Here is a 21,930-nt window from a genome sequence, read left to right as displayed (position 1 = left end):
TTGGTAATGTCTGAGTTTATGACTGAACTGAGTCCCTGGCACTGGTTAATTCTGGGCATGGTTTTGCTGGGATTTGAAGTACTTGGTACCGCTGGCTTTCTGTTGGGAATTGCCCTCGGTGCACTCTTACAGGCGGTTATTTTATTTGTGGTGCCGGATATGGCCTGGCATGTACAGTTGCTGATTTTTGCGCTGTCATCGGTCATTTTTACCCTGCTGTACTGGCGTTTATTCCGCCGCTTTAATGATCGCAGTGATCAGCCATTGCTGAATGACCGTGCGGCGCAGCTGGTTGGCCGGCAGTTAGTGCTGGCCGGTCCGATCGAGAACGGGCTGGGTAAAATCCAGATTGGTGACACGCTGTGGCGTGCTCAGGCGGATGCGAATATCCCGGCAGGCAGTAAGGTTGAGATCATCGACAGTCAGGGCATGGTGCTGGTTGTCAGGCAGATTGACTGACAGATTTTAGTTTCGGTAAAAACGCCGGTTTCCTTCACAGGAGCCGGCGTTTTTTTATGGGCGGATTTTTTGATTCAGGTGAACGTTTGTTTGAAAGGGGTGTCCCAACGTGTCTGCCTGAATGTTCGTCGCAGAATGACGGATGTAAACGGGGCGGCTATTCTTTGTAAGTGGCCGACATCTGACAGGCAGTTTTGTTAACACAGATTTAGAAAGAGGCGCGTTATGATGAGAGGGTTATGTCTCCTGCTCTCGGTGTTCATACTTGGAGGATGTATTGCTACCCGGCAGTTCCAGGAAGAAACCAATCAGTTGGCCGCACAGGCTGCTGAGCAGTGCAGCAACACCCAGGCGCGCATGGATGAGCAGTTTGCCGCACAGAATAAAATGCTTAAAGCGTTACAGCGTGAAACCAAAGCGCTGCAACAGGATGCTAAAGACCGTCAGGCGATGATCGTTGCAGCCAGTGCCGAACAGTCCTGCGGCCAGCTGCGAAAGTCGCTGAATAATAAAACCGTGGTGGGGGCGGTTGAGTGGTCTCAGATTGACTATGGCAGCCATCAGAGTGTTGCCAAGGCCCGCATGGATACCGGCGCCACCACTTCGTCGATCAGTGCCCGTAACATTTCAGAGTTTGAACGCAACGGCGAGCGCTGGGTACGGTTTACTCTGGCGGATGATGAAGAGGTTTCTCTCAAACTGGTGCGTTACGCGAATATTCGTCAGGCATCTTCCGAGAAAGATAAGCGCTGGGTGGTAAAGCTGGGGATCAAGCTGGGCAATATTACCCAGATCGCTGAGTTTACCCTGAAAGACCGCAGTCATCTTAACTACGATGTGCTGGTCGGGCGAAATCTGCTTAAGGATCTGATGGTGGTGGATGTAGCCCGGCGTTACGTGTTGGGGAAAAAGCCTGAGCTTGCCATCAATGTTCCGCCGACGCACTAGGAGATAGTATGCAACAGAAAATTCCGTTTTATCTGTTGGTCATATTATTGATCTGTCTGGGCATGGGCAGCGCTGTATACCGGCATATTAATCTTGAAATACCCTGGCTGCCCGGTGAAACCCGGGAAGTCTGGAGTGTTGAGGCGCGGGTGGAATTTACCGCACTGGATGAGCCGGTCATCGCGCAGATGGCCATTCCCGAAACTCAGCAGGGATTTACTCTGCTTGAGCAAAGTACGGCGTCTCCCGGATTTGGTCTGAGTTATCTCACAGAAGAAGATATTCCGGCGGTCCGCTGGTCTACCCAGGAAGCTGCGGGTAAGCAGGTGCTTTATTATCGGGCACAGTTTTTACTTGATGAACAGCAACAACGACCCTGGCCGGATGCGCCGGAGGTGCTGGCAGCTCCCATTCTGTCTGAAACCACTGCGCTGGTGGCGGAACGTCTGATTGAGCAGGCACGGCAACAGTCAGCGGATCAGATAACCATGGCGGCACAGCTACTGAATGTGCTGCAGTCCGATGATCAGCAAGTACAGCTGTTGTTGCAGGAGCGCTCTGTTGAAGAGGTCGCCATGCTGCTGATGCAGCTGGCAGCGATTCCGGCCCGTCAGGTAACGGCGTTACAGTTGAAAAACAGCCGCCGGAATCAGGATAGCCGGGCCTATCTGATGGTTTATGACACGGTCCATGAAGTGGAAACGGAAAATCAGCGGGTTGCTTTTTTCAATCTGGCAACCGGTAAAGAAGGCCGGCCCCAGCGTTTGCTTGTCTGGGAGCTGGGAGACCGTCCACTGATCGATCTGGAAGGTGGGCGCAATACCCGGATCAGTTTCTCGATGCAGCGGGATGTTGCCCCGGTACAACAAGCGCTGGAGCAGAAGTACTCTGATGTCAGTGCGATGCAGATTTCCCTGCATAGCCTGCCATTGGAAGAACAAAAGCTGTTCCGTGGCTTACTACTGATTCCGGTGGGCGTCATGATGGTGATGCTGATGCGGGTGCTGGTTGGTTTGCGTACTTCCGGTACCTTTATGCCGGTACTGATTGCGCTGGCGCTGATGCAAACGGCGCTGGGGGCAGGCCTTGCCGGCTTTGTGTTACTGGTGGTCTCCGGGCTGATGGTGCGCAGTTATCTTTCCCGGCTGAATTTGCTGCTGGTAGCGCGGATCAGTGCCGTGATTATTATCGTTATATTGCTGACGGCGACCTTCTCTGTGATTGCCTACAACCTGCGCATTGTGGAAGGGCTGAATATTATCTTCTTCCCGATGATCATCATTGCCTGGACCATTGAGCGGATGTCGTTGCTGTGGGAAGAAGAAGGTGGCGGTGAAGTGATGAAGCAGGGTGGTGGTTCTCTGCTGGTGGCGCTGCTGGCGTATGTGGTTATGTCGAATCAGTATGTACAGCATCTGACGTTCAATTTCCCGGGGCTGCAGCTGGTGTTACTGGCGATGGTGTTGCTGCTGGGCAGCTATACCGGTTACCGGCTGATTGAGTTGTTCAGGTTCAGTGCCCTGCACGGACGTAGCAGGGGCTCTTCAGAATGAACTGGTTTATATCCCCCCGGCGCCTGCGGGAGCAGGGTGTGCTGGGTATGAATCAGCGCAATATTGAATACATTTCCGGCTATAACGACCGGCGTCTGTTTCCGTTGGTAGATGACAAGCTGAAAACTAAACAGCTGGCGATCACAGCTGGGTTGACAGTCCCGCCGCTGGTGGGGGTGATTGAATACCAGCATCAGGTGAGTACCATCGGTGAGTTACTGAAGTCACAGGATGCGTTTTGCATTAAGCCGTCTAAAGGCAGCGGTGGCAAAGGCATTCTGGTGATTCATGATCATGATGATCAGGCGTATTTCAAACCGAATAACCAGTCTTTATCGCTGGCCGATATCAAGCGGCATACGTCGAATATTCTGGCGGGGTTGTTTTCTCTGGGCGGTCAGCCCGACAAGGCGATCATTGAGTATCTGATACATTTTGATGAGTCGTTTGCTAATTACAGTTACGAAGGTGTGCCGGATATCCGCATTATTGTCTTTAAAGGGTTTCCTGTGATGGCGATGATGCGGTTGTCGACGGCGGCTTCAGACGGTAAAGCGAATCTGCACCAGGGGGCGGTGGGTGTCGGTATCGACATTGTGAGCGGTAAAGCCAGCTATGCCATTCAGCACGACCGGCCTGTTGCGGAGCACCCTGACACCGGCATGCTGTTGTCTGATATAAGTATTGAGGGCTGGCCTGATCTGCTGAGCATGGCAGCCCGCTGTTATGAAATGTCGGGGCTTGGATATTTAGGTGTCGATATTGTACTGGATGCCCATCAGGGGCCAATGTTGCTGGAGCTGAATGCCCGTCCGGGGTTAGCGATTCAGATCGCCAATAACCAGGGCTTACTGAAGCGCTTTGATGCTATTTCTGCGCTGGAAGACACCCATATGTCACCTGAGCAAAGGGTGGCATTTGTACAGCGCTCGTTCGCTGCATAGCTCATAAAACAGCTCTTATAAAAAGTGCTTATAAAAAGTGCTGGACGCCGGACAGGAATACCATAACAATGCGCGGCTTTATTTTGGCCTTTGTGCCAGCCGCTGATATTTTCATAGTCTGTTGTTTAAACCAGAACGCATGTTAGCAAACAGGAAAGGTGCAGTGTCCAGATCCCAGATCGGCAAACAGGTAAAGTCCGGATTACATCCGCGCAACAAACATCGCTTCGGCTATGATTTTGACGCCTTGCAAAAGGTGCTGCCGGAACTGGCGGGATTTGTGACCGATATCCGTGGCAGACAAAGCGTTGATTTTTCCGATCCTCAGGCAGTGCGTTGTCTGAATCAGGCGTTACTTAAATATCACTATGGCATTGCTTTCTGGGAATTGCCGGAGGGGTATTTATGTCCGCCAGTGCCCGGCCGGGCCGATTATGTCCATCATCTGGCGGATCTGCTGGCTGAAACCGCCGGCCTGGAAACGCCTCCGAAAGGCCGGCAGTTACGGGGGCTCGATATCGGAGCCGGGGCGAATGGTATTTATCCGCTGTTGGCGAGCCGCGAGTATGGCTGGAAAATGCTTGGCAGTGATATCGATCCGCTTTCCGTTCAGGCTGCGACCCTGGTTGCGCAGTCAAATCCCGGAGTCAAAGCGCTGATTGAATACCGGTTGCAGCCCAGTGCAGGGAATATCTTTAAGGGGCTGGTAACCGGGAACGATGTGTTCGATTTTACGATGTGTAACCCGCCATTTCATGCTTCAGCGGAAGAGGCGCAGGCTGGTACCCGGCGTAAGGTTGCTAATCTGTCCCGGCAGAAATCATCTGTCACCGGCAAGCGTCCGTCTGCTGCCGAAGCCGCGCCGTTAAACTTTGGCGGACAACACAATGAATTGTGGTGTAAAGGCGGCGAGGCTGAGTTTATAGGCCGGATGATCCGGGAGAGCAAAGATTTTGCCGGGCAATGCCTGTGGTTTACCAGTCTTGTTTCAAAGCAGGATAATTTGCCCCGCCTTAAGCAGCAGCTTAAAAAAGCAGGGGCTGCTCAGGTACGGGTTGTTGAAATGGCGCAGGGGCAAAAAATCAGCCGCTTTATTGCCTGGACGTTTTTGAATAAAGATCAGCAGCAGGCATGGACGAAAGACTGGTCTTGAAGACATAGTATTACGTCAGGTAAACGTTGCCTAACTGATGGAAAACCTGAGTAATTTAGTATCTGCGGATCAACCTGATGGGTGAAAATATTTCAGGTCGGCGATAAATATCTGAATTACAAAACCCATAATGGGATATCGTGTGCTGCATAACCGTGATCAGAAGAGGGAAGCGGTTGCACCTGCCTAGCAAGTGAATGTAAGGTCTTAGGTATACTGTTCAGGGATAAGAGGCGATTAAATGCACAAATCGAATGTTCTTCAGTCACGTATTGATGCGCTATTGAATGTACTCTCTGAGGATGTTCTGGTACTGAGTCAGACCGGAGCCATTATCTTTTCTTCTCACAGCAATTCTTCGTTACCCTGGGGTGGCGATGATGCCTTGCTGGGTAAAAATCTTGCAGATATCTTCCCGGACTCTATTACCGAATCCTTGCAGGGCATGATCGATCAGGCCCTCAGCCACAACAAGGTGCTGACGAAAGAGATTCTCCTGGATCCTGCCCATATTCCTTATCTTAGAGATCAGGGCATGAAGACTGCCTGCTGGGTTGAAGCTCGGCTGGCCCCGTCTGCCGGTGATGAGCCGAGTGTCGTATGCCGGATTGAAGATATCTCCCAGCGTAAAAAATCTGAACGGGAGCGTTCCCGGGTACACCGTGATCTGTTAACGGGCATGTATAACAAACAGGCCTTAATGCCGGTGCTGGCACAGTCTATGGCGCAGGCGCAGCGTTATGACTGGATCTGCAGCCTGATGATTATCAGCGTGGATAACCTGCAGGATATTAATGATAAGTATGGCTGGGATGCCGGTGATGACATTCTTAAAGCAATGGCTGTTTCACTGAATCAGATGAAGCGTACCGCAGACTTCCTGGCTCGTGTGGGTGAAGATGACTTTGCCATTCTGTTACCGGAAACCAACGAAGCACAGGGTGTGTTGGCGGCAGACCGGGTGAAGAAGATGGCTGCTGAGCTGGCACAGGATGCAGAGGTGTCCAGTGTGCCGTTTACCCTGAGTGTCGGGGTGGCAACCCTGAATGATGAGGATGACAACGCTGAAGTCATGTACGCCCGTGCTGACGGCTATCTGCGTGAAGCGAAAGCTCTGGGAGATAGTATTATCGGTGATCTGGAATCCTGATCAGACTGATTTTTAAGCATTAAAAAAGGCGCCGGGTGGCGCCTTTTTTGTATCCCTTTCGGAGTGATTAACCGGTGATTCCCGGGTAATCTTTCAGGGCGTTGACCAGGGCGGTCATTTCTTCATCGGTTCCGATGGAGATACGCAGGTAATTTTCAATGCCCGGCTTCTTGAAGTGCCGGACCAGCAGGTTTTTACCGCGCAGGTAGGTCATCAGATCAGCACCGGCAATCCGCTGGTGGCTGGCAAACACAAAGTTACTGGCCGATGGGATAACGTTGAAGTCCAGCGCTTCCAGCTGTGCTGTTGTCCATTCACGGCTGTTGATGATTTTCTGCGTAGTGGCCTGAAAATAGGCTTCGTCTTCAATAGACGCGACTGCGCCGGCAATTGCCAGACTGTCCAGCGGGTAAGAGTTGAATGAGTTTTTAACCCGCTCCAGGCCGTCGATCAGATCTTCATGACCCAGTGCGTAGCCTACCCGTAAGCCAGCCATGCTGCGGGATTTCGAGAACGTCTGAATGACCAGTACGTTGTCATATTTACGGACCAGTTCAACGGCAGATTCGCCGCCAAAGTCGATGTAAGCCTCATCAACAATAACCAGTGACTCAGTATTCACCTTTAACAGCGCTTCAATCTGTTCCAGTGGCAGTACCCGGCCTGTCGGGGCATTCGGGTTGGCAAAAATAATGCCGCCGTTTGGCTGCTCATATGCCTTCAGGTCAATGTTGAAGTCCTGATCCAGTGGTAACTGCGTGTAGGCAATGTCGTACAGGTTGCAGTACACATCGTAAAAGCTGTAGGTGGTTTCCGGCAGCAGAATAGGATGTTCCTGACGGAAAAATGCCATAAATGCCAGCGCCAGTACCTCATCAGAACCGTTGCCCACAAAGACATTTTTATAGTCCAGGCTGAAATAATCCTTCAGGGCATTCTTCAGCAGCGTGGCTTCAGGATCGCAATAAAGTTTCAGCCGCTCTTTAGGGTAATCATTCAGAGCAGCGATAGCATGGGGCGATGGCGGATACGGGTTCTCGTTAGTATTGAGTTTGATTAAACCGCTTTGCTTTGGCTGCTCACCGGGTACATAAGGGGTGAGCGAATTGATTGCCGGGCTCCAGTACTTACTCATCTTGATTCACTATTCAGAAGGTTGATTACGCCTGATTACGCATAAGTCGCGCACATAAACAGGCCGGCTAGGATAGCAAAGAATGTGGGCAGCTGACAGAGGTTGAAAAAACGGGTGCGAAGATTGTGTAAAAGTGGCTTGGAACTGAATGATAAATGTAAGTGGGGGAAGGGGGAGCAGCTTCTTCCCAGAGAGGGGAAGCTCTGGGAAGAAACTACTTTTACTACATAAAGGGGTCTTGCAAGAACGTTGATGTACAGAGTTAGAGAAGGGAGTTTTCAATAAGTTCAGTGCGAATTCGATTTTTTTGCATTTTTTCGCAAAAAAAATGTACTCGCTGCATGTCATATTTCATGCAGTTTTTAACTATGTCAGGCAAATATTTGAAAATGCTCTGTATTCTGTCTCTGTATAACAGACCCTATGAGGGCAAAAAAATTTCAGATTTTTTTAAAAACTTTCTGAAATCCGCAATTTTTCAGTCAATTCCGATGAATTTATGGGTCTGCAGGCTCAGTTTCCACTGCGGATGTGCCATGCAGTATTCAACAGCGGCTTTGGTGTTGGCGGTCTGTAAGGCATCGTCCAGTGGCTGCAGGTAATAGTTGTCAAACTCCAGGTCTCTGAAGCGTTCCGGCATGGCCTGGCTTTGCGGGTAGACCAGCTTCAGTTCATGGCCGCGGGTCTGGACAATTTCAGATGCGCCCTTTGGGCTGACGCAAATCCAGTCAACGCCTTCAGGAACCGGTAAAGTGCCGTTGGTTTCCAGTGCGATTTCCAGACCTTCTGCTTTAAAAGCGGTGATCAGGGCTTCGTCCAGCTGCAGTAAGGGTTCACCGCCGGTGCAGACAACATAGGGCACGCCTTCATTGTTCAGTGGCCAGAAGCTGCGTACTTTTTTAGCCAGTTCTTCCGGGCTGCGAAATTTACCACCGTTCTGGCCGTCAGTGCCTACAAAGTCAGTATCACAGAAATCGCAGATCGCTTTAGCGCGGTCCTGTTCCCGGCCGGACCACAGGTTGCAGCCGGTAAACCGGCAGAATACCGCCGGACGGCCCGCCTGAGCACCTTCGCCCTGCAGGGTGTAAAACATCTCTTTGACACTGTAAACGGAACGCATAACTAATCTCTCTGAATGGCAGCGGGCAAGTCTACACCGGGGTGATTTTTGTGCAATGGTTTTTGCAGAATCCGCAACGGATTAGCGGTTGCGATTAATCCCCAAACTGGGGAAAACCTTCTGGATAATTGGTAACCACCGGCTAGTTTAGAATGATCTGGTAAAGGATTTTGGTCGCAGGAGATTATCCGGCCGACTGGTGATGATACCACTGACTGATGTGTGCAGGAGTCATTCGGTGCACCAGACCAGAGTTTCGCCCGGCTGCCGCAGGAAGCGTCAGCCGGCTGATCAGTTGTCTTAATATGGAGTGTTGTATGACTATCAAGAACAAACTTATTCTATTGCTGACGATCGTGCTGATGTCGGTTGCAGCGCTGTTCGGTTTGCTGATGTATTCCCTTAATACCCTGAATGATCTGCGTGAGAGTGAGTCCCTGGTGGGTAAACTTAAACAGGAGCAGTTGGCGATGGGGCTGTATGAGCAGGCCTTTGTCACTACCCTGCAGACAGATGCTGAAGCAAATTTTGTGCAGGCAAAAACACGCTTTAGTGAACATCTGGTTACAGCAATCGGACAGTTAGATGGTGATACCCAGAGTTCACTGCAGAATCTTAACAGCTATTTTATGGAATATGATGCCAGCTTTATTAAGGTGGCGAATCTGCTTAAAACCATTGGCTTGAATGAAAAAGAAGGCTTAAGGGGTGGCTTGCGTGGTGCAGTGCATGCGGCTGAAAAAAATGTGCAGACCATAAACAGTAACGAACTGTATGTGCGCATATTACAGCTACGCCGTAATGAAAAAGATTTCATTATCCGTTCTAACGAAAAATACCTGACCAAGTTTAACGGCAACTTTGATAAAGCGGTTGCGGTGGTTCGGCAGGTAGACTTCAGTCAGTCTCAGCGGCAAACTACCCTTGATTTGCTGAACGACTATAAGCGCCAGTTTGTAGCCCTGGTGGCGGCACGTAAAACTCTCGGGTTAACTGCTGATACCGGTTTACGGGGCGTTATGTTGCAACAGGGGAATCAGACCCAGGCAACACTGGATGAGATTAATGTCACGTTGCAGGCCCATGTGGCGGCTGAGGTTTCCCGGGTGCAGATGTTGGCGGTGGCCATCGTCATTGCTGTGGCATTGATTGTGGGTGTCGCTGTTGCACTTATTTCCCGGAGTATTCTGGTGCCAATCTCCCGGCTGGCCAGCTGTATGCAAAAAGTCAGTGCCAGTAAGGATATGACATTACGCTATGAAGGCAGTAATCGGGATGAGCTGGGTAAAATGGGCAGTGATTTTAATGCCATGATGGCCATCTTCCAGACGCTGATAGGGGATGTGGTTAAAGCTATCGGGCATTTGCAGTCCTCCTCAGAACAGCTGGCCAGGAGTGCTAACTCTGCCGCAGTAGATCTTCAGAATCAGCAGGATGAAGTCGTGCAGATTGCCAGTGCAGTTCACGAGATGGAAGCCGCCATGGCCGAAATTGCCGGCAATACTGAGAATACTTCGGCAACCGCCCGGAATTCTTTGCAGCAGGCAGAGCAGAGTAAAACCAGCAACGGCGAGCTGATTGGCAGTATCAGAAGTCTGGCGGATCAGGCCAGTGAAACTGACACCGAGGTTCAGACACTGCAGAAAGAAAGTGAAGAGATCGGCTCAGTGCTGGGAGTCATTAAGTCAATTGCTGAGCAAACAAACCTGCTGGCGCTGAATGCATCTATTGAGGCTGCCCGGGCCGGTGAGCAAGGGCGGGGATTTGCAGTTGTTGCTGATGAAGTACGTTCTCTGGCAGAACGGACTCAGGATTCGGCCAGTGAAATTGAAGGGATGATTTCTCAGTTACAGACCCGTACCAACCGTGCCACTGAACTGATGTCGGTGAGTCTCAGCCGGAGCCAGCAAAGCGCTGAGCATGCGGAGGCCAGCATTGATATGCTTGATACGATCACTCAGGATGCTGAAACCATTGTGGATATGACTGCCCAGGTGGCGGCTGCAACAGAAGAGCAGGCGAATGTGGCAGGGGAAATCAATCAGAATGTCGATAAAATCCGCCTGATTATTGATGATGCCAGTGCCCAGACACAACTGAATGTTACCGCCAGCGATGAAGTAGCCGCTCAGGCTCAGCAGCTGAAGCTGGCGGTGGGGCAGTTTGTTACCTGAAGTGTTCCCTTAAGTTATCTGTACAGCCGCTGTTCTGCGGCTGTTTTTTTCCCTTCTAAAGACCTTATTTTATTAAATTGCGACATTTAACAGGCGCTGATTGACAAGCTTTGAGCGGTGCAGGTATTGTGCGTTCACGTTATTGAGTTGCGTGTTAAACCACGCAGGAAAGTGCTGATTTTAAGCGCTCTCCGGGAAGTTGGTGCGTTAAGGCTTTGAAGCTGTTGCAGTATTGCCAAATATTACAGCCCCTGGTTAAGACAATCCCAACACTGCCCCCGCAACGGTAAATCGATAAAACTGTTTCATTGGCCACTGCGAGCAAATGATTCCCGTGAATCAGATGAGTGGGAAGGCGAAACAGGGGATGAGAATCCGTCGATGAGTCCGGATACCGGCTTGGTAACTTGTAATAACTGGGTGTTGCGGAGGGCTTCACCGAGGTGCAGTTTATTTCTTCCCACAGGGTGCTGCGCTGATTCCTCCCAACTCTGGCTGTATTTTTTTTCAGACGGAGCAAATCAAACGTGTTCAATTTCAAGCAGTTATCTGCCGCTTTAGTTTTAGGTTCTTCCCTGGTTGCCGGCACAGCGCAGGCGCATTTCCAACTGATCTATACCCCTGAGTCCTTGCGCGAAAAAGGTGGTGAAGTGGTTTTGAAAATGCCATTTACTCACCCTGCTGCCAGCGGTCACGTCATGAAAATGGGCGAGCCTCAGGAGTTTTTCATGGTCCGTAAGGGCAAGAAGACTGATCTGATGGATAAGCTGGAAGCGATTGAGTGGACCAGCGAAGTGGATACCGGCCCGGCATATGAAGCAACTGTTAAGTTGCGTGGCCTGGGTGACAATGTATTTGTCATGACGCCGGAACCGTACCTGGAGGCGGAAGAAGATATCTACATTCAGCAAATCACCAAGAACATTGTGAACGTTGGCAGCCTGCCAACGGACTGGAATGAAGAGCTGGGTCTGAAGGCGGAAATCGTGCCGCTGACCAAGCCATATGCAATTTATGAAGGCGGTACCTTTACCGGTGTAGTTAAAGGTAATGGCGAGCCGGTTCCGTTTGCGGAAATCGAAGTTGAATACATGAACTACGAGCCGGATATGGAAAATAACCGCTTTGCAGCTGAAGGCGAAATTACACCGCCGGCAGAAGCGTTTGTCACCATGACTATCTTTGCAGATGCTAACGGTACCTTCACTTTCGGTATCCCTAAAGCTGGCCACTGGGGCTTTGCTGCTCTGGGTGTAGGTCCGGATACTGAGTACGAAGGTAAAGAGTTGTCTCAGGATGCGGTTATCTGGGTTCAGGCTCACGAAGTTAAATAAACACTTAAACCGGCAACTCTGTACAGGGTTGCCGGTTTAACAGATCAGGAACAGCTATGCATATAGTAGACGGCGCGCTTTCCGAACCGGTTCTGGCCGGTGGTGCATTACTGGCGCTGGCCGGTGTGGCATACGGTCTGAAAAAGATGGACTACGAGCATCTGCCACAGGTGGGGGTTCTGTCCGCTGCGTTCTTCATTGCTTCTTATATTCACTTACCCATCGGCTTCTCCAGTGTTCACCTTATTCTTAATGGCCTGATTGGCCTGGCACTGGGCTGGGCGGCGTTTCCGGCGTTACTGGTTGCGCTGATTCTGCAGGCGGTTTTCTTTGGTTTCGGCGGCTTTCTGGTATTGGGGGTGAATACTTTCAATATAGCCTTGCCGGCGGTGATGGTGTATTTCCTCTGCAGGCATGGCATTGCGGCATCTTCACCACGGGTGGCTGCAATCTGGGGCGCAATCGGCGGTGCCGGAGCGGTGGCCGTGACTACGGTGATGGTTGCGGGTTCCCTGGCGTTATCCGGAGAAGCGTTCTGGCTGGCGGCTAAAGCAACCCTGATTGCGCACATTCCGGTGATGCTGGTGGAAGGTTTCGTCACTGCTGCGGCGGTATTGCTGATCCGTAAGGTTAAACCGGAGTTTCTGCACCTCGCGGAGGATTGGGATAATGCGTAAGTATATGATTTTACTGGCGATGCTGTTTGCATTGCCGGCCAGTGCTCACAACGTTGTGGGCGGTGTATACGCAATTGGCAGCACCATTGAAGGTGAAGCGGGTTTTTCAAACGGCGATATGGCTCAGGCCGGGACTAAGGTACTGGTGACGGATCCGGCAGGTAATGTGCTGATGGAAACTGAAACCGATGAAGAAGGTTTCTTTACGTTTGAAGCCACGACCCGTGTTGATCATCTTTTCCGGATGGAAATGGGCAGTGGTCATGTTCTGGAAATGGTTTTGTCAGCAGATGAGCTGCCGTCTTCACTGGCGGCTGGGGCAGTAACTACAGCAGCGCCCGCAGCAAAGGCAGCAGGCGGTACTGCAGTTCAGTATGACGAAGCTGCCATGCAGGGCATGATTGAAAAGGCAGTTGCCAAACAGGTAAAGCCGTTACGTAAAGAGTTGCGGGCCTATCAGGAAAAAGCCGGCTTGCAGGATATTCTGGGCGGTATTGGCTATATCTTTGGCCTGTGTGGCATTGGTATGTGGTGGCGTCAGCGTAAACAGGCTCAGGCTGCGAAAGCGGTCTGATCTGAAACGGCAAGGAGACAGTTTTGCCTCAGAATCTGGAACATAGCGGTACGTCCTGGAAAGGACAGCAGCTTAAGCACCACCGCTCGGTGATCGATATCCTCGATCCCCGGGTGCGGGTTGCGGCGGCAATGCTGTTCGCTTTTGCCGTTGTACTGTCCCATAACTTTGCCGTGCTGATCTTCGGACTGTTGCTGGCATTACTGGTCGCAGCGCTGGCCAAGCTGAACTTTAAGCGCACCCTGCGACGGGTGATCGCCATGGACATGTTCATGATCTTCCTGGTGATCATGTTGCCTTTTACTACGCCGGGGCGGGAAATGTTCAGTGTGTTTGGCTTTGCTGCCAGCATTGAAGGCTTACTGCATGCCTGCAAAATTGCTCTGAAGGCTAACGCGGTTGTGCTGGCTCTGCTGGCGCTGGTGGGCACCATGGGAGCGACGACCCTCGGGCATGCAATGGCGCATCTGAAAGTGCCGGAGAAACTGGTGCATCTGCTGATGTTTACCGTGCGTTATCTGGATGTCATCGGGCAAGAATATAAACGTATGCGCCGGGCCATGCAGGCCAGGGCATTTGTATTACGCAGCAATATGCACACCTGGCGTTCTATCGGGTATCTGGTGGGCATGTTGCTGGTGCATTCACTGGAACGTTCCGAGCGAATTATGGCGGCTATGAAGTGCCGGGGTTATCAGGGCAAGCTGTATCTGCTGGATAACATGGAGATCGTGCGCCATGACTATTACTTCATGGTGCTCAGCGGCTTCTGTTTAGCCATACTGGTTGGGCTGAACTTTTATTAAGGCCGGTGTGTTCAGCTGGCTGAGAAATGAAATACGGGTTGAAAAAAGCTATGACAAACATGAATAAGACCGCATTACTTGAAGTCAGTGGTCTCAGCTACCGCTACCCCCGCCGGGGTGTGGTACTGGATGCAGTTGATTTCAGTTTGCATAGCGGTGAGCGGGTTGCCCTGACCGGTGCAAACGGTGCCGGTAAAACTACGCTGTTCCATTTGCTGATGGGGCTGAAAAAAGCCAAGCAGGGCGACATTCTTGCTTTTGGTGAAGCCCGCCGCGAAGAGCCTGATTTTGTAGAAGTTCGCGGTAAGGTGGGGTTTCTGTTTCAGGATCCTGATGATCAACTGTTTTGCCCGACGGTTATTGAAGATGTTGCCTTTGGCCCGCTTAATCTCGGTAAGAGCCGTGAAGAAGCGATGGCAATCGCCAGCAAAACCCTGGAGTCACTGGGGATGGCCGGTTTTGAAGAGCGGGTGACCCATCAGTTATCCGGCGGTGAAAAACGCATGATCACGCTGGCGTCGGTGTTAGCGATGGAGCCGGAGGTGCTGTTGCTGGATGAGCCAAGTAACGCACTGGATTCCAAAGCCCGGGAGCGACTGCTGACAACCTTGCAGAACCTGCCTCAGGCGATGATTATTATTTCCCATGACGATAGTTTCCTTGAGCAACTGGCTACCCGCTGGGTACGTCTGCAGGATGCCAGCCTGGTGGATTACCAGACCAGCCTGAGCGCCGTTTCAGCTTAACTGTGGAGGCACCTTTTAAGTAAAGGTAAAACAGATACGCTATGAGCAGTTTTTTCAGTCCGTTAGCCCATCCGGTTTTTCGCTGGTTGTTTTTTGGTCAGGTCGTTTCCCTGCTGGGGACCGGGCTGGCGACGGTCGCGCTGGCGCTGATGGTTTATGAACTGAGTCCTTTACAGGCCGGGCTGGTGCTGGGATCTGCGCTGGCGGTAAAAATGGTGGCGTATCTGGGCGTTGCCCCGGTTGTTGGTGGCTACAGCCATGCATTTCCCCGTCGAAGCTGGCTGGCGGGTCTGAACCTGGGGCGGGCAGTGATTGTTATCCTGCTGCCGTTTGCTACCGAGATCTGGCAGATTTTTGTACTGATTTTTTTCCTCAATGCACTGGCTGCCGGTTACACCCCTGTGTATCAGGCGCTGTTACCGGATGTCCTGCCGGATGAAGATGAGTATACCCGAGCACTGTCGCTGTCCCGTCTGGCGATGGAGTTGGAAAGTCTCCTCAGTCCGGCACTGGCAGCCGGTCTGCTGCTGATCACCTCTTATGAATTATTGTTTCAGCTGAACGCGGTTGCCTTTGCGCTGGCGGCGGGCTGTATTTTCCTGGTGAAAGTACCTGCTGCTGCGGCCAGCGAACGTACCGGAGGTGTTTGGCAGCATGTCAGTTTTGGCATCATCAGTTATCTGAAAACGCCGCGCTTACGGGGCGTTCTGGCACTGAATCTGGCACTTTCTGCCGCCGGTGCGATGATCATTGTAAACACCGTGGTGTATGTACGGCACGTACTTAGTATGAGTGAGTCGGCAGTACCGACACTGATGGCTGCGGCCGGTGTTGGCTCAATGGTTGCGGCATTTATGCTGCCGAAAATGCTGGATCACTTTTCTAACCGTTCGGTAATGCTGACCGGTGGCGTGTTATTCAGTGTGGCGCTGTTTGCCGGGCTGAGCGGACCGGGGTATGTCGGTTTGTTCCCAATCTGGTTTTTAATTGGCGGGGCAACCTCAATGGTGCTGATACCCACCGGCCGGGTAGTGCGTGATTCCTGCAATGCCGGGGACCGCAACGATTATTTTTCAGCAAACTTTGCGCTAACGCATGGTATGTGGCTGGTGGGATATTTACTGGCTGGTAGTATCGGCAGTGCATGGGGCATGCAAGCCTGCTTTGCTGCACTGGGTGTGGTCGCGCTGCTGGCAACGGTACTGGCGGCTAAACTGTGGCGGCATGATGATCAGGAAGATATCTGGCATGTGCATCCGGCGCAGGAACATTTGCATCCCCATACCCATGATGAACATCATCAGCATGAACATGAAGGTTGGGAAGGCCCGGAACCCCATGTACATCCTCACTACCACGCCAAGCACCGGCACCGGCACCGGTTTGTGATTGATGAGCACCATGCACACTGGCCGAAGCAATAAACAGCCCGAGTGGCAAACAGGAAAAACACAGACAATGAATGAACAGCAGTTTCCATTTGCAGCAGTCACCGGTCAGCAAAACCTTAAGCTGGCGCTGATGCTGGCTGCCGTTAACCCTGCCATTGGCGGGGTGCTGGTCAGCGGGCCACGGGGCTGCGCGAAGTCTACTCTGGCACGGGGTCTGGTGGATATCCTGCCGCACCGGGAAACGGACGATGCCACTGCACCATTTGTGACCCTGCCACTGGGTGCCAGTGAGGAAATGTTGCTGGGGTCGCTGGATTTACAACAGGTGCTGAATGACAAGCAGGTCAGTTTCCGGCCAGGTTTGCTGAGCAAGGCCCATCAGGGTGTGCTGTATGTGGATGAAGTGAATCTGCTTAACGACCATCTGGTGGATCAGTTACTGGATGTGGCTGCCAGCGGTGTGAACCGTATTGAACGTGATGGTATCAGCCATCAGCATGCTGCCAGTTTTCTGTTGCTGGGCACCATGAACCCGGATGAAGGGGCGCTGCGGCCACAGTTACAGGACCGGTTTGGTCTGGCGGTGAATCTGAGTAACCAGTATCCGGTTGCTGAGCGGGTGGAAATTGTCCGTCACCGGGAAGCCTTTGATGCGGACCCTGAAGGGTTCTGCGAGCAGTACCGTGGCACTCAGGCTAGCCTGTTGGCACAGATAGTGACTGCACGGCAAATCCTCACCAACGTAACCTGCAGCGATGAGCTGCGGATTGTGATTGCTGAAGCCTGTAATGCTGCCGGCGTTGACGGTTTGCGCGGTGACATTGTCTGGTTCCGTGCGGCGGTTGCCCATGCTGCTTTACAGGGGCGTAATGCGGTTATCCGTGAGGATATTGATGCGGTTGCAGAGCTGGTACTGGCTCACCGCCGTAAGGACGATGGCGGACATAACAGCAATCCGCCGCCGGCAGAACAGAATTCAGATCAGCAGCCAAAGCTGCCGCCAAAACCCCCGCGTAATAATGGCTTTAAGCGTCCGGATGACAGCCAGCGGCAATCTGCAGAGCAGTCATCACAGCAGGATCAGCAAAGTCAGTCAGATAAAGATCAGCAGGGGGACTGGGGCAGTATGGCGCCGCAGGCCTATGCGGCTGATCAGCAGATTGATGTGGCATTGCCGGCTCAGCTTGAGCAGGCAGTGCCGCTGAAAGGTAATACACTGGCAGCGCCATCGGCCAGCCGTCAGGGGAATGCGGCGGCTCATAGCGGAGCGGCTCGCGGGAATACGAAAACAAACCGGCCGGACTGGTTTGCCACCCTGGGTAAAAGCCTTGGGGAATGGCCCCCTCAGCTGGTGTTTAAGCGCCAGCCGGAAGGGCGCAGCCAGCTGCACTGTCTGCTGTTAGATACCTCTGCCTCAACATTGGCGGAAGGCGTATTTGCCCGGGCAAAAGGTGCAATGGTGGAAATTGCCCGCCGGGCATATCTGGAACGCCAGCAACTGGCCATTTTCGGATTTGGCAATAACCGGGTGGAAAACCTGCTGCCGCAAATCCGGGCACCTAAAGAATTACAGCGCTGGCTGGAAAATCTGAGCGCCGGCGGCGGTACACCGATGCGTCAGGTTTTCAGCCATGTGGCCGGTTACCTGCAGCAGGTCCAGCGGCAGTTTCCGGCACTGGAAATCCATACTTATGTGTTAACTGATGGCCGCAGTCAGGCACAGTTAAACGATATCAGCCTGCCGGGAAAAACTTTCTGGCTGGATACCGAACAGGCAAGTGTAAAGCGGGGCCGGGGTGAGGCTTTGGCGCAGCAGTTACACGCAGAATATATTGCTCTGTAGCTTACACAAAAGCAGGGCTAAACAAGAGGGCAGCACCATGACAGATCAGGAAAAACCGAAGCTAACCCATGAAGAGCGAATGGCCCGTAAAAAGGCTGTGGTTGATCAGAAAATTGCTAAAGCGACTGAAGAACGCGGCGTTCTGATCCTGCTGAAAGGTAACGGTAAAGGTAAGAGCAGCTCAGCATTCGGCACCATGGCCCGTTCCGTGGGGCACGGTCAGCGTGCGGCGGTTATTCAGTTTATTAAAGGCCGTACAGAGACCGGTGAATTCAAGTTGTTTAAAGATCATCCTCAGATTGACTGGCATGTTATGGGGCATGGCTTCACCTGGGAAACTCAGGATAAAAGCCAGGATATCGCGGCAGCGGAAAAAGCCTGGGAACTGGCGGAAAAGCTGTTGCAGGATGACACTTACGACATTCTGATCTTTGACGAAATGAGCTACATGTTCAAGTACAAGTATCTGGAGCTTGAGCCGGTTATTAAGGCGCTGCAGAACCGTCCTGAGAAGCAGAACGTGATGATTACCGGCCGGGTAATGCCTGAAGGGCTGGAAGACATTGCTGACACTATTAGCAGCATCCGTGATGAACGCCACGCTTTCCGTCTGGGTGTCAAAGCTCAGGAAGGTATTGAGTACTAGGAGACAACGTCGATATGACCACTCAGAGTGTCAGCTGCCCGGCAATTTTCCTGTCGGCACCCAGCTCCGGTGAAGGTAAAACAACCATTACTGCCGCGATCGCACGGAATTTCCGTAATCAGGGCAAAGTGGTGCGGGTTTTCAAAACCGGTCCGGATTATCTGGATCCACAAATTCTGGCGCAGGCATCCGGTGAAGATGTTGAGCAGCTGGATATGTGGATGGCCGGCGAAGAGTATTGCCAGCAGAAATTGTTTGAAGCGGCTCAGGTGGCTGACCTGATCATTGTAGAAGGTGCCATGGGCATGTTTGACGGTGATCCTTCCAGTGCGGATCTGGCGGCCCGGTTTAATATCCCGATTGCCATTGTGATGAGTGTTAAGGGCATGGCCCAGACCGCTGCTGCCATTGCCGGTGGTCTGGCGAATTTCCGTGATGACGTGAAGGTTGCCGGTCTGATTGCCAACCACTGTGGCACTGAGCGCCATGCTGAGCTGATCCGCAATGCACTGCCGGAAAATCTGCCGTTGCTGGCAACCCTGCCGCGCTCAGAAGAAGTGGCGCTGCCGGAGCGTCATCTGGGGTTGGTACAGGCCTCTGAAGTATCTGAAGAACTGGAGCAGCGATTCACCGCCGGTGCAGAATGGGTAGATGGCCAGCTGATTACCGAGTTACCGGCACCGGTGACGTTCTACAGCGCTGAAACGCCACAAGTTCCTGTCCTGCTGGAAGGCAAGACCATCGCGGTAGCTAAAGATGAAGCCTTCAGTTTTATTTATGATGCCAATATCCGTTTGCTGGAAGAGATGGGCGCCCGTTGTGTGTTCTTCTCACCGCTGCATGACTCTGAGCTGCCGGAAGCGGATGCCATGTGGTTGCCGGGCGGTTATCCGGAGCTGCACTGTAAAGCGCTGTCGGCCAATGTCGATATGCACAATCAGATCCGTGGTTTTTTCGATGCCGGCAAGTCCATTCTGGCGGAATGCGGTGGCTTCCTGTACAGCCTGAATGATCTGGTTGACCTGGAAGGGGAGTCCCACCCGATGCTGGGCATTCTGCAGGGCACCGGGGCAATGCGCGGTAAGCGCGGTTGTCAGGGCATGCAAACGGCAGTACTGCCGGAAGGTGAAGTGCGCGCTCATGCCCACCACCGTTCCCGCAGTGAAAGCACCCCTGAGCCTGTGGGTCATGGTCGCCGTCAGCGTCACCCGGCACCGGGCGAAGCGATTTATCAGTCCCGCGGTTTAACCGCCAGTTATCTGCATCTGTTCTTTGCATCCAACCCTGAGGCCGTTGCCCGGGTGTTTGGCGCAGAGTGCTGAGCAGACTGACCCAGTAGCGAGCAGAGAAATATGTGGCCGGAAACCAGTGAAACGCCTCAGCCATTACGCAGTGGTTTAACCACAGGCTCCTGTGCGACTGCCTGCAGTGTAGCGGCCGCACAGGCATTACTGGCCGGCCGTCAGCCTGAGTCTGTTGAAATTACCCTGCCGAAGGGCAAGGTGGTCAACATGACCATTAAGGGCTATCAGCCACTGGATGATAAGGCAGCCGGCAAGGGTATGCGCACCGCCACCATTAAGGATGCCGGTGACGATCCTGATGCCACCCACGGCGCGACCATTTATGTGGAATTGCGCCTGGAAAGTGAACCTGGGGTTCGCTTTAAGGCAGCTGAAGGGGTCGGCACTGTGACTCGGGAAGGGCTGGCATTACCTGTGGGTGAGCCGGCAATTAACCGGGTGCCCCGCAAAATGATGACCGATCATTTGCTGAACGCCGCTGAAGTGTATGGTTACGGCGGTGGTTTTGAAGTATCTGTCGGAGTCGAGCGGGGTGAGGTTATAGCCCTCAAAACCATGAACTCCCGGTTGGGGATTCTTGGCGGCCTGTCGATTCTGGGGACGACCGGCATAGTACGCCCGTATTCCTGTGCAGCGTATATTGCGTCAATCCATCAGGGGATTGATGTAGCCACCACCAACGGTGTGTTTCATATTGCAGCGACCACAGGCAGTACCAGTGAAGGGGCGATTACCGGCATTTACGACATTCCGGAAATGGGCCTGATCGAAATGGGAGACTTTGTCGGTGCGGTACTCAAGTACCTGAAAAAGGTGCCGGTTGAACGACTGACCATTTGCGGCGGTTTCGGCAAATTAACCAAGCTGGCGAATGGCCATCTTGATCTGAACAGCCGTGCCTCCAGTATTGATCTGGAACATTTGGCGGGGCTGGCGGCTGAAGTGGGAGCGGATGAAGCCCTGCAGCAGGAAATCAAAGCAGCCAACACCAGTATGCAGGCGCTGAAAGCCTGTCAGGATGCCGGTGTTGATCTGGCCTCCCGGGTGTGTGAAGAAGCCTGGAAAAAGGCCAGAGATGTAATGAACGTACCGGCGCTGGAAAATCTGCAGCTGGATATCTTTGCGGTAGACCGTAAAGGCGGTTTTGTCGGCTGTTATCCGGCAAACCTGCAAGCCGACATGAACCGTGGAGAGCTGTCGTGAAGTGGCTGATTCTCGGCGGTACTGCTGATGCCCGTCATTTAGTCGGTGCGCTGGCAGATGCCGGATTACTGGCTCCGGCCGGGCCGTTATCGCTGGTATACAGCGTTGCGGGTCTGGTGCGTATTCCGAAGCTGGATTGTGAAGTGATCAGCGGCGGTTTTACCCAGTTCGGCGGTTTGAAAAATTATTTGCAGGATCAGCAGATCAGCGGTGTGTTCGATGTGACACATCCTTTTGCGGCAAACATGAGCCGCACGGCAGTGGAAGTCTGTGCTGAGCTGGATTTACCGTGCTGGCGTTTTCACCGTCCTGCCTGGCAACCGCAACCCGGTGATCATTGGCAGAGCTTTACTGACTGGCAGGTGCTGCCCGGGCTGCTGGCAGGTAAGCGGAATATTTTACTGACCGCCGGACAGCTGACGGAAGATATCAGCGCGCAGTTGCTTGCACAGGCTAAAGCAGAAGGGCAGCGGCTGATTCTGCGCACCGCTGCACCGCCGCGGTTCAGCTGGCCGGATGATCAGATCTGGATTAAAGCCATCGGCCCGTTTGATCTGGCAGCGGAAGCCGCGCTGTTTGATCAGTATCAGATTGATGCGCTGGTGACTAAGAACAGTGGCGGTGATGCCACGGTGGCGAAGCTGGCAGCCGCCCGTAACTGCGGTGCTGAAGTATTTATGCTGCAGCGGCCTGATATGCCCGCTGCCCGCCAGGAATTTAGCAATATTGCCGACTGTGTAACCGCGTTGCGGTCATATTTGGCTATTTAA

At 52.7% G+C, this 21,930-nt stretch carries 20 protein-coding genes and 1 riboswitch; of the genes, 18 read left to right on the top strand and 2 right to left on the bottom strand.

Annotated features, from left to right (window positions below):
• The first annotated feature begins 6 nt into the window (after positions 1-6).
• From JYB63_RS06015 to JYB63_RS05990, 6 genes are all read left to right on the top strand, one after another.
• Positions 7-459 carry an NfeD family protein gene (locus tag JYB63_RS06015; RefSeq protein WP_205656871.1) on the top strand — a complete coding sequence of 151 codons (453 nt, stop codon included), beginning with the start codon at positions 7-9 and terminating at the stop codon, positions 457-459.
• A gap of 225 nt (positions 460-684) precedes the next feature.
• On the top strand, positions 685-1,407 hold the full coding sequence (locus JYB63_RS06010) for an ATP-dependent zinc protease family protein (protein WP_205656870.1): 723 nt from the start codon (positions 685-687) through the stop codon (positions 1,405-1,407).
• Positions 1,408-1,415: 8 nt separating this feature from the next.
• On the top strand, positions 1,416-2,960 hold the full coding sequence (locus JYB63_RS06005) for an inactive transglutaminase family protein (RefSeq protein ID WP_205656869.1): 1,545 nt from the start codon (positions 1,416-1,418) through the stop codon (positions 2,958-2,960).
• On the top strand, positions 2,957-3,904 hold the full coding sequence (locus JYB63_RS06000) for an alpha-L-glutamate ligase-like protein (RefSeq protein ID WP_205656868.1): 948 nt from the start codon (positions 2,957-2,959) through the stop codon (positions 3,902-3,904). The genes JYB63_RS06005 and JYB63_RS06000 overlap by 4 nt, the downstream gene beginning before the upstream one ends.
• 163 nt (positions 3,905-4,067) lie before the next feature.
• On the top strand, positions 4,068-5,057 hold the full coding sequence (gene rlmF / locus JYB63_RS05995) for a 23S rRNA (adenine(1618)-N(6))-methyltransferase RlmF (RefSeq protein WP_336510854.1): 990 nt from the start codon (positions 4,068-4,070) through the stop codon (positions 5,055-5,057).
• Between the two features lie 241 nt (positions 5,058-5,298).
• Positions 5,299-6,207, top strand: a complete 909-nt coding sequence (locus JYB63_RS05990; RefSeq protein WP_205656866.1) for a sensor domain-containing diguanylate cyclase — start codon at positions 5,299-5,301, stop codon at positions 6,205-6,207.
• A 67-nt stretch (positions 6,208-6,274) separates the two neighbouring features.
• Here the strand turns inward: JYB63_RS05990 and hisC are convergent, their stop codons facing one another.
• Together hisC and queE are read right to left on the bottom strand one after the other, a co-directional pair.
• Positions 6,275-7,342 carry a histidinol-phosphate transaminase gene (gene hisC / locus JYB63_RS05985; RefSeq protein WP_205656865.1) on the bottom strand — a complete coding sequence of 356 codons (1,068 nt, stop codon included), beginning with the start codon at positions 7,340-7,342 and terminating at the stop codon, positions 6,275-6,277.
• A gap of 478 nt (positions 7,343-7,820) precedes the next feature.
• Positions 7,821-8,462 carry a 7-carboxy-7-deazaguanine synthase gene (queE, locus tag JYB63_RS05980; RefSeq protein ID WP_205656864.1) on the bottom strand — a complete coding sequence of 214 codons (642 nt, stop codon included), beginning with the start codon at positions 8,460-8,462 and terminating at the stop codon, positions 7,821-7,823.
• Positions 8,463-8,779: 317 nt separating this feature from the next.
• Between queE and JYB63_RS05975 the strand changes: the two genes are divergently transcribed.
• The 12 genes from JYB63_RS05975 (at position 8,780) to JYB63_RS05920 (ending at position 21,930) form a co-directional block, all read left to right on the top strand.
• A complete protein-coding gene (locus JYB63_RS05975) occupies positions 8,780-10,636 on the top strand; it encodes a methyl-accepting chemotaxis protein (protein WP_205656863.1) in 1,857 nt (618 codons plus the stop codon).
• A 127-nt stretch (positions 10,637-10,763) separates the two neighbouring features.
• A riboswitch (cobalamin riboswitch) is annotated at positions 10,764-11,053 on the top strand.
• Between the two features lie 110 nt (positions 11,054-11,163).
• On the top strand, positions 11,164-11,970 hold the full coding sequence (locus JYB63_RS05970) for a DUF4198 domain-containing protein (protein WP_205656862.1): 807 nt from the start codon (positions 11,164-11,166) through the stop codon (positions 11,968-11,970).
• A gap of 56 nt (positions 11,971-12,026) precedes the next feature.
• Complete coding sequence (gene cbiM, locus JYB63_RS05965) at positions 12,027-12,647, top strand: cobalt transporter CbiM (RefSeq protein ID WP_205656861.1); 621 nt, start codon at positions 12,027-12,029, stop codon at positions 12,645-12,647.
• On the top strand, positions 12,640-13,221 hold the full coding sequence (locus JYB63_RS05960) for a NikL family nickel/cobalt ECF transporter subunit (protein WP_205656860.1): 582 nt from the start codon (positions 12,640-12,642) through the stop codon (positions 13,219-13,221). The genes cbiM and JYB63_RS05960 overlap by 8 nt, the downstream gene beginning before the upstream one ends.
• A 23-nt stretch (positions 13,222-13,244) precedes the next feature.
• Positions 13,245-14,027: a cobalt ECF transporter T component CbiQ gene (gene cbiQ, locus JYB63_RS05955; RefSeq protein WP_205656859.1), complete on the top strand. Its 783-nt coding sequence runs from the start codon at positions 13,245-13,247 to the stop codon at positions 14,025-14,027.
• A 59-nt stretch (positions 14,028-14,086) separates the two neighbouring features.
• A complete protein-coding gene (locus tag JYB63_RS05950; protein WP_205656858.1) occupies positions 14,087-14,773 on the top strand; it encodes an energy-coupling factor ABC transporter ATP-binding protein in 687 nt (228 codons plus the stop codon).
• 41 nt (positions 14,774-14,814) lie between these two features.
• Positions 14,815-16,197, top strand: coding sequence for an MFS transporter (locus tag JYB63_RS05945; RefSeq protein ID WP_205656857.1), 1,383 nt, complete (start codon positions 14,815-14,817; stop codon positions 16,195-16,197).
• Between the two features lie 34 nt (positions 16,198-16,231).
• Positions 16,232-18,007 (top strand): ATP-binding protein, encoded by a 1,776-nt coding sequence (locus tag JYB63_RS05940; RefSeq protein ID WP_205656856.1) that lies wholly within the window; start codon positions 16,232-16,234, stop codon positions 18,005-18,007.
• Positions 18,008-18,044: 37 nt separating this feature from the next.
• Positions 18,045-18,653 carry a cob(I)yrinic acid a,c-diamide adenosyltransferase gene (gene cobO, locus JYB63_RS05935; protein WP_205656855.1) on the top strand — a complete coding sequence of 203 codons (609 nt, stop codon included), beginning with the start codon at positions 18,045-18,047 and terminating at the stop codon, positions 18,651-18,653.
• A gap of 14 nt (positions 18,654-18,667) precedes the next feature.
• Positions 18,668-19,975: a cobyrinic acid a,c-diamide synthase CobB gene (locus JYB63_RS05930; protein ID WP_205656854.1), complete on the top strand. Its 1,308-nt coding sequence runs from the start codon at positions 18,668-18,670 to the stop codon at positions 19,973-19,975.
• A 30-nt stretch (positions 19,976-20,005) separates the two neighbouring features.
• Positions 20,006-21,160, top strand: a complete 1,155-nt coding sequence (locus tag JYB63_RS05925) for a cobalt-precorrin-5B (C(1))-methyltransferase (RefSeq protein WP_205656853.1) — start codon at positions 20,006-20,008, stop codon at positions 21,158-21,160.
• Positions 21,157-21,930, top strand: coding sequence for a precorrin-6A/cobalt-precorrin-6A reductase (locus tag JYB63_RS05920; RefSeq protein ID WP_205656852.1), 774 nt, complete (start codon positions 21,157-21,159; stop codon positions 21,928-21,930). Before JYB63_RS05925 ends, JYB63_RS05920 begins: the two co-directional genes overlap by 4 nt.

The organism is Aliamphritea spongicola, assembly GCF_017051665.1.
Taxonomy (GTDB): Bacteria; Pseudomonadota; Gammaproteobacteria; order Pseudomonadales; family Balneatricaceae; genus Amphritea; species Amphritea spongicola.
Note: the sequence above shows the minus strand (reverse complement) of the source record. Positions and strands in the feature narration are given on the sequence as shown.